The following is a 9,929-nucleotide window of genomic DNA, read 5'->3' as shown; positions in this document are numbered from 1 at the left end:
CCCCGAGGGGTGCGGGCCCTTTGCGCTGTCCGTCGCCGTCAGGCGGCTGTCCGTCGCCGTCAGGCGGCAGGCGATCGCCGTGAGGCGTCAGGCGATGTGCTCGGCCTCGCGGTCCTTGTTGTACCGCAGCTTGAACGCCGGGATCATCCGGCGGAGCAGTGAGCCGCTGCGCGGGTGCGTCACGCCGTAGCCGTCCGACAGGTGTATGTCGAGCGCCTCGGCCGACGGGTAGTCCTGCTTCTCGTCGGACAGTGCGCAGAACACCTTGTACGCGACCTCCGCGAACTCGGCCTCGTCCGGGGTCTCGGGACCCTCCTCCGAAGCCTCCTCCTGGCGCGGCCCCGGGATCGGCAGCTGCTGCTGCGCGGGCCGCTCCTCGTCCGGGCCCATCGGGGGCAGGACCGGGGTCGGCTCCAGGCCCTCCACGTACTGGGGGTTGTAGCCGCCCTCGTACGCCGCCTGCGGGGCCAGCGGAGCGGCGAACCACGCGCTGTTGTGGGCCGCGGGCATGGCCGTCGGGTCCACCGCGAAGGGCGGCGGGGCGTGGTGGGCGGCCCCGGAAACACCCGGAGCGCCGGCCGCATCGGAAGCTCCCGGCGCCCCCGGCGCACCGGGAGCACCGGCCGGATTCTGCATCTGCTGGGCCTGCTGCATCTGCTGCATCTGCTGGGCCTGCGCGGCGGTCTGCTGCGGGAGCTGGACCTGCTGCGGCGCGAGTCCTGGCGCGGCGGCCGCCAGTGCCGGGGCCTGCTGGAGCTGCTGCTGGGCCTGCGGCTCCACCGGCGGCAGCACCGCCGGCTCGATGCCCGTCGCCGCCAGCGCCTCCGCGGTCGTCTCCGCCAGCGGCACACCGATCTTGGCCAGCTTCAGCGGCATCAGCGCCTCCACCGGAGCCTTGCGCCGCCACGCGCGCCCGTACCGCGCCTGCAGCCGGGCCTGGTAGATCAGCCGGTCCTGTTCCATGCCGACCGCCTGCTCGTAGGAGCGCAGCTCCCACAGCTTCATCCGGCGCCACAGCTTGAAGGTCGGTATCGGCGAGAGCAGCCACCGCGTGATGCGCACACCCTCCATGTGCCGGTCCGCGGTGATGTCCGCGATCCGGCCCACGGCGTGCCGGGCGGCCTCCACCGTCACCACGAACAGCATCGGGATCACGGCGTGCATCCCGACACCGAGCGGATCGGGCCAGGAGGCCGCACCGTTGAAGGCGATCGTCGCGGCCGTCAGCAGCCACGCCGTCTGGCGCAGCAGGGGGAAGGGGATCCGGAGCCACGTCAGCAGCAGGTCCAGCGCGAGCAGCACACAGATGCCCGCGTCGATACCGATCGGGAACACCAGCGAGAAGCTGCCGAACCCCTTCTGCAGGGCGAGGGCACGCACCGCGGAGTACGAGCCCGCGAACCCTATCCCCGCGATGACCACGGCTCCCGCGACCACCACGCCGATGAGTATCCGGTGCGTACGAGTCAGTTGCATCGCGGCCACCCGCGATCCCCTCCCCTTGTCGAGCACATACCGAGCGCAGAGTGCTGGTGCTGAGTGCTGGGCACTTACCGCGCCTTTACCGAGCTGCGGCAGCCACAGCGTACGGGTGACTGGATGTCAGTGGCCCAGGAGGCCCCGTCCCGCGCTCGTCCCTACTGGGGCTGCGGGGACTGCGGCTGCTCCGCCGGTGCCTTGTTCGCCGCGCCCACCGAGGTCACAGCCTCCTTGGCGGCCGTGATCGCGGCCTGGAGCAGCTTCCCGTGGTCCGGCGCGGCGGCCCCCTCCAGCCCCGCACCGTTGTAGTCGAGCGTGACCACCACGTTCTGGGTGCGCGCCACGACCGTCGTGTTGTAGTGGTCGTTGCCGTCCTTCTTCACCGTGTAGACGACCGACGTCCCCTGGTCACCGGTCTCGGCCACCGCCTCCGCCTTCGGGTCCTGCGCGCCCTCGGCGGTCTTCGCGGCCTCCACCTCCTTGTTGTACTGCTCCTCGGCACGCTTGCTGGCGTCGCCGAGGGTGGCCTGGGAGTCGTAGCGGAAGAAGGAGAGCGAGAGCCAGCGGTACTGCGAGCCCTTCAGACCGTCCTCGTCCAGACCGTTCCAGGAGCAGCTGGTACGGGTGGCCACGTCGTTCGACTTGGGCGCCGTCCCGTTCTTGTCCTTCGCCTCCGGGACGAGCGTGTCTATCGTCGGCGTCTGGAGTGCCTTGCACGGGTCCGGGAGCGCGGCGAAGGCCGGCTTCTCCAGGGTCTTGGAGGCCTTCGGGTTCGGCTTGGCGGACGAGGACGAACCGGACTTCTTCTCGCCGTTCGAGCCCGTCTCCTTGCCCGAGTCGGACGAACACCCGGCGACGGTGAGGATCACCGGGACGGCTGCGCAGGCGAGAACGCGGGTGAGGCGCGAGGCTGATCGGTGCATGGTTCCTTCAGTACGTTTGTCGGTTCTTCTTCGGACGCGGGACCGGGGCAACGGTAGCCCCACCGGGTACCCGTCTGCTGTGCGCGCCGTCACGCGAGACTGCGGCGCGCACCGCTCATTCGTTGAGACGCTCGGCCAGGGCCTGCGCCAACTGCCGTGCCTTGTCCTGGGTTTCGGTGCTCGGCGGAACCGTTCCGGGCAGCGCGGGCTGCACGCTGTACTCGATGGTGACGATGACGTTCGAGGTACGGAACACAATGCGCACGGTGCGGGACTGCGCGGCGCTGGCCCCGGCGGGGCTGAGCTTGTCCTCCAGGAAGGCGTCGCTGCCGAGGTCCTCCAGGACGCGCGATCCGAGCTCGACCGGGGCCGACGGGCTCGCGCCGGGAGACGCCGGCGTCCCGGAGACGGGCACGCTCGCGGTCGCCGCCGCCGGGGCCGGGGCGGCCGGGGCCGGGGCGGCGGGAGTGGATGCCGCCGGGGTGGGATTCGCGGTCGGGCCGGGGAAGGGCAGTTTCGCGTCGGTGAGCCGGCGTACGTAGACCTGCTTGGCCTTGTCGTCGTCGCTGCTCGTGGTCCGGTCGTACGAGACCACGCGCTCGAAGCCGACCGACAGCAGTCGTGTCTCCTCGGGGCTCTGCCCGGTCCAGCGGCAGCCGACGTGCCGGTCGCCGTCGTACGAGGCGTCCGCGACACCGGCGTACATCTGGTCGCGCTGCTCGGGGGTGAGGCTGTCCCCGGCCGGGAGCATGCCCTTGAGCTTCTTGCTGTCGGCGCCGGCCTTGCAGGGCGCCGGCAGACTGCGGTACTTCCCCGGTTGGGCGGGCGCGGCAGAGCTGCCGCCGGCCTTCGAGTCGCTGGTGCTTCCGCCGCCGCTCCCGCTGGTGCACCCGGTCAGACCGGCCGCCCCGGCCGCGAGCGCGGTGAGCATCGCGATGCCTGGCAGGACTCGCCGCCGTACCGCCTTGCGCTGCACGTCCACTGGCTCCCTTCGACCGGCGGGCCCCCGACGGTCAGGAAAATGCGTTGCCGCGGCTTGGGCGCGGCTGGACACAATGTCTATCGCACACGCTGGTGCCGGCGCCGGTCCCCTGTCGTATTTGGGATCACGAGCGAGGTTTTTGCGTATTCTGACTTTTCTGCGGTTTTCGGGGGATTAATTTCTTATGTCGTATGTAGAGGTGCCTGGGGCGAAGGTTCCGATCCGGATGTGGACCGACCCGGCGTCGGTCGAGGACGGCGCGATGCAGCAGCTGCGCAACGTCGCCACCCTCCCCTGGATCGAGGGCCTGGCCGTCATGCCGGACGTCCACTACGGCAAGGGGGCCACCGTCGGCTCGGTGATCGCCATGAAGGACGCGGTCTGCCCGGCGGCGGTGGGCGTGGACATCGGCTGCGGGATGTCGGCGGTGAAGACGTCCCTGACGGCGAACGACCTGCCGGGGGACCTGTCGGGGCTGCGGTCGAAGATCGAGGGGGCCATTCCGGTGGGGATGGGCCTGCACAAGGAGGCCGTGGACCCGTCGCGGCTGTACGGCTTCTCGGTCGAGGGGTACGACGACCTCTGGCAGCGCTTCGACTACCTCACCGACTCGGTCAAGTTCCGTCATGAGCGCGCCATGAAGCAGATCGGAACGCTTGGAAGCGGTAATCACTTCATCGAATTCTGTCTCGACGAGGCGGGTTCGGTCTGGCTCATGCTGCACTCCGGCTCCCGGAACATCGGCAACGAGCTCGCGGCGCACCACATCGGGGTGGCCCGGGGGCTCGACCACAACCAGAACCTGGTCGACCGGGACCTCGCGGTCTTCCTCGCGGCCACGCCCGAGATGGCGGCGTACCGCAACGACCTCTTCTGGGCGCAGGAGTACGCCAAGTACAACCGCGCGGCGATGATGAGCCTGTTCAAGGAGGTCGTCCGCAAGGAGTTCCGGAAGGCGAAGGTCTCCTTCGACCGGGAGATCAGCTGCCACCACAACTACGTGGCGGAGGAGCGGTACGACGGCATGGACCTGCTGGTCACCCGCAAGGGCGCGATCCGCGCCGGCAGCGGGGACTACGGGATCATCCCGGGTTCCATGGGTACGGGCTCGTACATCGTCAAGGGGCTCGGCAACGAGAAGTCCTTCAACTCGGCCTCGCACGGAGCCGGCCGGAAGATGAGCCGCACGGCGGCGAAGAAGCGGTTCTCGGCGCGGGACCTGGCGGAGCAGACCAGGGGCGTGGAGTGCCGCAAGGACGCGGGCGTCGTGGACGAGATCCCGGGTGCGTACAAGTCCATCGAGCAGGTCATCGACCAGCAGACCGACCTGGTGCAGGTCGTGGCCAAACTCAAGCAGGTCATCTGCGTCAAGGGCTGAGGACGGCCGCGGACGTGGCTGCGCAGTCGTCCACGCCCGCCCAGGGGATCCCGTTCGGGGCGAGGACGCCCTCGTCAAGGACGAGGCGCCGGTCATCCGCCGCTGCCTCGAATCCGTGCGGCCACTGATCGACCGCTGGGTCATCCTGGACACCGGCTCGACGGACGGTACCCAGGACGTGATCCGGGAGGTCCTCGGCGATCTGCCCGGGGTCCTGCACGAGAGCCCGTTCCGGAGCTTCGACAAGAGCCGCAGCGAGGCGATCGACCTCGCGCGGGCGGACGCGGACTACCTGCTCTTCATCGACGCCGACGACCTGATGGAGGTGGAGCCGGGCTTCCGCATGCCGGAGCTGACCGAGGACGCCTACCGGGTGGCGCTGCACGACGGCCGCTGGGGCGAGGCCCCGCCCGCGCCGCACCGGAAGGCGGCGGGAGGGGGCCCTAGAGCTCGCGGTGGACCTTGGTGTTGGAGGCCTGGGCCCGGGGGCGGACCACCAGGAGGTCGATGTTGACGTGGCTGGGGCGGGTCACCGCCCAGGTGATGGTGTCGGCCACGTCGTCGGCGGACAGGGGTTCCGCGACGCCCGCGTAGACCTTCTCCGCCTTCTCCGCGTCGCCGCGGAAGCGGGTCTTCGCGAACTCCTCCGTCTTGACCATGCCGGGGGCGATCTCGATGACGCGCACCGGCTGGCCGACGATCTCCAGGCGCAGGGTCTCGGCGAGGACGCGGGCGCCGTTCTTGGCGGCGACGTAGCCGGCGCCGCCCTCGTAGGTGGAGTGGCCGGCGGTGGAGGAGAGGACCACGACCGTGCCGTCGCCGGAGGCGGTGAGGGCGGGGAGCAGGGCCTGGGTGACGTGGAGCGTGCCGATGACGTTGACCTCGTACATCGTGCGCCAGTCGGCGGGGTCGCCGGTGGCGACGGGCTCGGCTCCGATGGCGCCGCCCGCGTTGTTGACGAGTACATCGACGGAGGGGTGGCGGTCGAGGGAGGCGGCGAAGGCGTCGACGGCGGTGCGGTCGGTGACGTCGAGGGCGTAGGCGGTGGCCTGGTGGCCGGCCTCGGTGAGCTCGGCGGCGAGGGCCTCGATGCGGTCCTTGCGGCGGGCGGTGAGGACGACGTGGTAGCCGGCTGCGGCGAGCTGCCGGGCGGTGGCCGCGCCGATGCCGCTGCTCGCGCCGGTGACTACGGCGGTTCGGGTGGCGGCCGTGCTCATGTGCGGGCTCCTCGGTCGTTCGTACGGGCGATCGTCCGCCAGCATAGGCGCGGCTCAGCGGCCGCGCGGTGCACGGCCGGGGGCGGCAGGTCGGGCTGCTGCTGGAGCTGCGGGAACGGCTGCCGGAGGTGGCGGTGCGGGTGACCGACACGTGGTGGAACGGCGGTGCGACGGACCGGAACCACGCCAACAACGAGCATGTGGGTGCCGGCGCTGGACACGGGCGACGCCTACGCCTTCTGAGGACTGCCCCGTGATCCCCGGTGGATCGGCGCACGGCGTCGGATGTGGTGCTGCCCGGTCCGCCGGGACAGCTCTCAGGCCGTGCCGAACTCCACCAGGGCCTCGTCGACGATCCGTTCCAGGCGGGCGTGGTGGGCGCCGCGCCAGTAGACGCGCTCGCACTCGGTGCACTGCGCGAACACGTCGTAGGAGCGGTGCGTGCCGTCTTCCAGGCGGTCGCCGACGCTCTCCTTGTCGGCCTCGCGGAGCGGGCCGTTGCAGGCGGTGCAGCGGGTCCATGGCGCGAGGGCGGGCGCGAAGCGGCCGAGGACGTCGCGCAGTTGCTCGTCGGGGTTGTCGCTGTAGATGTAGGCGCCCGCGAACAGTTCGCGGCGGCGCAGCAGACCGCGGTCGCGGGAGAGCAGGACGCGCTGCTCGGCCGCGGAGCGGGTGGCGAGGGCGGGGTCGCCGATGTCCTCGTTCTCGTAGGCGGCGTCGACGCCGAGCAGGCGCAGACGGCGGGCGAGGGTGCCGAGGTGGACGTCGAGGAGGAAGCGGAGCGGGGCGCCGGGGACCTGCTGGGGCCGCTCGACGCCGAACACCTCGACGTTCTGGCCGTCCAGGGGGACGTAGGAGACGGGTACCTCGTGGCCGTCGACGAGGAGGCGGCCGACCTCGGTGAGCGGGACGCCGGCCGATTCGACGACGTGGCCGAGGCTGGAGGCGCCGTCGGTGGTGGTCGGTACGCGTTCGGCGCGCCGGCTGGGCGGGGCGAAGAGGCGTAGTTCGGGGGCGAGGGTGAGCTGAATGCCGGGTCCGTTCACCCGCTCAGCATGCCATTGCGGGGGTGGTGGCCGCGGCCGAATTATGCGGTCGCGGTGGTCCTGTCGTAGGTGTCGCGGTGGGCGCTGACCTCGTCGAAGTGGTTCTCGGCCCAGACCTTCACGGAGGACAGCAGGCAGCCGAGGCTGCTGCCGAGGTCGGTGAGCCGGTAGTCGACGCGGGCGGGGACGGTGGGGGTGACGGTGCGGGTGACGAGGCCGTCGCGTTCGAGCGAGCGCAGGGTCTGGGTGAGCATCTTCTGGCTGACGCCGGGGATCTTGCGGCCCAGGTCGCTGTAGCGCAGGGAGCGGTTCTCGGCCTGGCCGAGGGCGCTGATGACGAGGCCGACCCACTTGTCGCTGATCCGGGCCAGGAGCTGGCCGGTGGGGCACTCCCTCAGGAAGGCGTCGTAGGCGGAACGGGCTTCCTCGCGGCGGTGCGCGGCGGTGCTGGTGGCCATAGGTGCCCCACTTCCAGGTCGGGTACGCACCTTCGAGTGCGTACTTACGAAAAGAGAGTACCTTTCCTTAAGTTAGTGCTCATCGAGAACGCGTGAACGTGTGAGCGAACCGGCGAACGGGAGAGACGAAGATGAGCGAGCAGACGATGCAGGCGGCCGTGGTGACCGAGTTCGGCGGTCCGGAGCGGGTCGTACTGGCCGAGGCCCCGGTGCCCCGCCCCGCGGCCGGCCAGCTGCGCGTCAAGGTCACCGCCGCAGGGCTGAACCCGGTGGACGGCGCGGTCCGCGCCGGGATCTTCGGCGGCGCCGGGCAGCGGCTCGGCCTCGGCTGGGACGTGTCCGGGGAGATCGACGAGATAGGCGCCGGTGTGACCGGCCGAAGCGTCGGCGAGCGGGTCGTGGGGCTGCACCACGGGCCGGTGAAGCCGCTGGGCACCCACGCGCAGTACGTGGTGCTCGACGCCGCCGCGGTCGCCTCCGCCCCGACCACCGTGGACGCTGTGGCCGCGGCCGGGCTCCCGCTCGCCGGCCTCACCGCCGCCCGCGCCGTGGACCTGCTGGGGCTCGCCCCCGGCTCCTCGGTGCTGATCACCGGAGCCGCGGGTGTCGTCGGCGGCCTGGCCGTCCAGCTCGCCGTGCGAGCCGGGCTGGTGGTGACGGCTCTGGCGGGCGCCGGGGACGAGGAGCTCGTACGGTCCCTGGGCGCGACCGGGTTCGTCCCGCGCGGTGCGGCTCCGGCCGGGCCCGTGGACGGGGTCCTGGACGCGGCGGTGCTGGGCGAGGCCGCGCTGGGCTCCTTACGCGACGGCGGGGTCTACGTGGGCCTGATCCCGAACCACGCCCCGGCTGCGGAGCGCGGTGTCCGCGTCGTGGAGCAGGAGGTCGCGGCGGACGGGGCGCACCTGGCCCGCCTGGTGGCCCTGGTCGACGAGGGCGCGCTGACCCTGCGGGTCGCCGGCACCTTCCCGCTCGCGGAGGTCGCCAAGGCCCACGCCCACCTGGAGACGCCGGGGGTCCGCGGCCGCGTCATCCTGACGGTGTGAGACCGCCCTGCGGGCGCCCCACCCGGTAGCGCCAGTCGCAGCTCGGGTGGGGCACTCCGGGCGGGTACTCGAAGTCGACGTCTCCCAGGTACGCGAACCCGGCCCGCCGGCACACCGCGTTGGACGCCGGGTGGTCGGTGCCGGGGAAGGCGTGGACGCTGTCGCGGGAGCCGTGGGCGCGGACGTACGCCAGGAGCTCCCTGAGCGCCGCCACGGCCAGCCCGTGCCCCTGGAACTCGGGCAGGATGCCCCAGCCGGCCTCGTAGACCGGCTCGTCCCGCCACTCCCGCTCCCAGAAGCCGACGGATCCGACGGATCCGACGGATCCGACGGATCCGAGGCTCCCGGAGTGTCCGCCGCCGTCGGGGCCCTGACCGGCGCGCGTCCACACCACGCGGAACATCCGGCCGGCGGCCGGCTCCCGTGCGCTCATCGCCTCGTAGCGCCGCTGCCGGTCCATGAGCTTCGCGGCCGGCTCGGGGCCGCCCAGGAACTGGGTCATGACCGGCTCGTTCTTGCGCTCCAGCAGCCAGAAGTCCCCGGCGGACCAGGGCTCCAGCCGTACCTGCGTCTCCATCGGACCACCCTACGGAGGCGCACACCGCCACTCCACGGGTCTGGGGCCTCCAGGGCGCGGCTCACACCGCGAACGCGTCGATTTCCAGGACGTGTTCAGGGTTTATCCGGACCGCGCCCGTCCGGGCGGCGTCGCTCCGCCGGCGCTCCACCGCCCGGTCCAGGTGCCCGTCGGGCTGACCTGCGTCGACCCCTTTCCCGGCGTGGGTGACGGTGCGCCGGAATGCTGGATTCGCGCAGTGGATATCGATCAGTGAATGATCAATTCCAATCACCGACTGCCCTTCAGCGAAAGGCAATTGACCTTTTGTTTCCGATGGGAGTGGCCTAGCCTGATCTCAGCCGACCGGGGGGAAGGGCTTCGGCTGCCCTGTCCTCTCACTGCATCAGTCACCACCCGACGAGGGGGAGTCACGAGTGCTCGGTAAGAGGATTTCGGCCGGATTCATCGCGATGGCGGCCGTGGCCGGCGTCATCGCCGCGGCGCCGTCCGCAGCGGCCGTGGACCGTACGTGTTACGACGGCAACTTCTGCATCTACAAGGACAGCAACTACAGCACCAACAACTCGATGTACCGGACGAAGTACGAGTCCGCCCGCTGGGACATCGACATGCCGGCCGTCTACGAGGCCGACAGCTCCTGGTGGAACCGCCGCGGTCAGTCGTCCAAGACCTACGGCGGACGCTGGATGTCGTGGGGCGTGGAGATCTGCCTCGTCCCCGGCGGTTCCGTGAACTACTACTGGGACGCCAACGACGACGGCGCGAGCAACACCCTGAACGACGGCACCGGCTGCTGATCACCGCCTGAAGGCCGGGCCGCCCC

The 9,929-nt window shown here is 71.2% G+C and carries 12 protein-coding genes; 4 read left to right on the top strand and 8 right to left on the bottom strand.

Features of this window, described 5'->3' with window-relative positions; translation table 11 throughout:
- Positions 1 to 87 precede the first annotated feature (87 nt).
- The 3 genes from ACWGIU_RS18490 to ACWGIU_RS18480 all read right to left on the bottom strand — a co-directional run bounded on the left by ACWGIU_RS18490 (position 88) and on the right by ACWGIU_RS18480 (position 3,378).
- Entirely contained in the window at positions 88 to 1,476 is a 1,389-nt protein-coding gene (locus tag ACWGIU_RS18490; RefSeq protein WP_453707071.1) for a DUF2637 domain-containing protein, read from the bottom strand.
- A gap of 161 nt (positions 1,477 to 1,637) precedes the next feature.
- Positions 1,638 to 2,402, bottom strand: a complete 765-nt coding sequence (locus ACWGIU_RS18485) for a DUF3558 family protein (RefSeq protein WP_453707069.1) — start codon at positions 2,400 to 2,402, stop codon at positions 1,638 to 1,640.
- Positions 2,403 to 2,517: 115 nt separating this feature from the next.
- Complete coding sequence (locus ACWGIU_RS18480) at positions 2,518 to 3,378, bottom strand: DUF3558 domain-containing protein (protein ID WP_453707067.1); 861 nt, start codon at positions 3,376 to 3,378, stop codon at positions 2,518 to 2,520.
- Positions 3,379 to 3,568: 190 nt separating this feature from the next.
- Here ACWGIU_RS18480 and ACWGIU_RS18475 point away from each other — a divergent pair, with 190 nt between their 5' ends.
- A complete protein-coding gene (locus tag ACWGIU_RS18475) occupies positions 3,569 to 4,762 on the top strand; it encodes an RtcB family protein (protein WP_453707065.1) in 1,194 nt (397 codons plus the stop codon).
- Positions 4,668 to 5,276 (top strand): glycosyltransferase, encoded by a 609-nt coding sequence (locus tag ACWGIU_RS18470; RefSeq protein ID WP_453707063.1) that lies wholly within the window; start codon positions 4,668 to 4,670, stop codon positions 5,274 to 5,276. Before ACWGIU_RS18475 ends, ACWGIU_RS18470 begins: the two co-directional genes overlap by 95 nt.
- On the opposite strand, the gene ACWGIU_RS18465 is transcribed toward ACWGIU_RS18470, so the two are convergent.
- The 3 genes from ACWGIU_RS18465 to ACWGIU_RS18455 form a co-directional block, all read right to left on the bottom strand.
- Positions 5,206 to 5,979 (bottom strand): SDR family NAD(P)-dependent oxidoreductase, encoded by a 774-nt coding sequence (locus ACWGIU_RS18465; RefSeq protein WP_453707061.1) that lies wholly within the window; start codon positions 5,977 to 5,979, stop codon positions 5,206 to 5,208. The genes ACWGIU_RS18470 and ACWGIU_RS18465 overlap by 71 nt on opposite strands.
- Before the next feature lie 317 nt (positions 5,980 to 6,296).
- Entirely contained in the window at positions 6,297 to 7,025 is a 729-nt protein-coding gene (locus ACWGIU_RS18460) for a Mut7-C RNAse domain-containing protein (protein WP_453707059.1), read from the bottom strand.
- Between the two features lie 41 nt (positions 7,026 to 7,066).
- Positions 7,067 to 7,483 (bottom strand): winged helix-turn-helix transcriptional regulator, encoded by a 417-nt coding sequence (locus ACWGIU_RS18455; RefSeq protein WP_453707057.1) that lies wholly within the window; start codon positions 7,481 to 7,483, stop codon positions 7,067 to 7,069.
- A gap of 146 nt (positions 7,484 to 7,629) precedes the next feature.
- Between ACWGIU_RS18455 and ACWGIU_RS18450 the strand changes: the two genes are divergently transcribed.
- Positions 7,630 to 8,526, top strand: coding sequence for an NADP-dependent oxidoreductase (locus ACWGIU_RS18450; RefSeq protein WP_453707073.1), 897 nt, complete (start codon positions 7,630 to 7,632; stop codon positions 8,524 to 8,526).
- On the opposite strand, the gene ACWGIU_RS18445 is transcribed toward ACWGIU_RS18450, so the two are convergent.
- Together ACWGIU_RS18445 and ACWGIU_RS18440 are read right to left on the bottom strand one after the other, a co-directional pair.
- Entirely contained in the window at positions 8,510 to 9,103 is a 594-nt protein-coding gene (locus ACWGIU_RS18445) for a GNAT family N-acetyltransferase (protein WP_453707055.1), read from the bottom strand. The genes ACWGIU_RS18450 and ACWGIU_RS18445 overlap by 17 nt on opposite strands.
- A 61-nt stretch (positions 9,104 to 9,164) precedes the next feature.
- On the bottom strand, positions 9,165 to 9,401 hold the full coding sequence (locus tag ACWGIU_RS18440) for a hypothetical protein (RefSeq protein WP_453707053.1): 237 nt from the start codon (positions 9,399 to 9,401) through the stop codon (positions 9,165 to 9,167).
- 118 nt (positions 9,402 to 9,519) lie between these two features.
- On the opposite strand from ACWGIU_RS18440, the gene ACWGIU_RS18435 reads away from it, so the two are divergent.
- The gene (locus ACWGIU_RS18435; RefSeq protein WP_453707051.1) at positions 9,520 to 9,903 is read left to right on the top strand and encodes a hypothetical protein; all 384 of its coding nucleotides are present in this window, start codon (positions 9,520 to 9,522) and stop codon (positions 9,901 to 9,903) included.
- Positions 9,904 to 9,929: the final 26 nt, after the last annotated feature.

Source organism: Streptomyces sp. NPDC054840, from assembly GCF_053611065.1.
Note: the sequence above shows the minus strand (reverse complement) of the source record. Positions and strands in the feature narration are given on the sequence as shown.

Coding starts and splice junctions, on each gene's coding strand:
- ACWGIU_RS18475 (WP_453707065.1), top strand. CDS start 3,569: ATGTCGTATGTAGAGGTGCCTGGGGCGAAGGTTCCGATCCGGATGTGG.
- ACWGIU_RS18445 (WP_453707055.1), bottom strand. CDS start 9,103: ATGGAGACGCAGGTACGGCTGGAGCCCTGGTCCGCCGGGGACTTCTGG.
- ACWGIU_RS18455 (WP_453707057.1), bottom strand. CDS start 7,483: ATGGCCACCAGCACCGCCGCGCACCGCCGCGAGGAAGCCCGTTCCGCC.
- ACWGIU_RS18490 (WP_453707071.1), bottom strand. CDS start 1,476: ATGCAACTGACTCGTACGCACCGGATACTCATCGGCGTGGTGGTCGCG.
- ACWGIU_RS18485 (WP_453707069.1), bottom strand. CDS start 2,402: ATGCACCGATCAGCCTCGCGCCTCACCCGCGTTCTCGCCTGCGCAGCC.
- ACWGIU_RS18450 (WP_453707073.1), top strand. CDS start 7,630: ATGCAGGCGGCCGTGGTGACCGAGTTCGGCGGTCCGGAGCGGGTCGTA.
- ACWGIU_RS18465 (WP_453707061.1), bottom strand. CDS start 5,979: ATGAGCACGGCCGCCACCCGAACCGCCGTAGTCACCGGCGCGAGCAGC.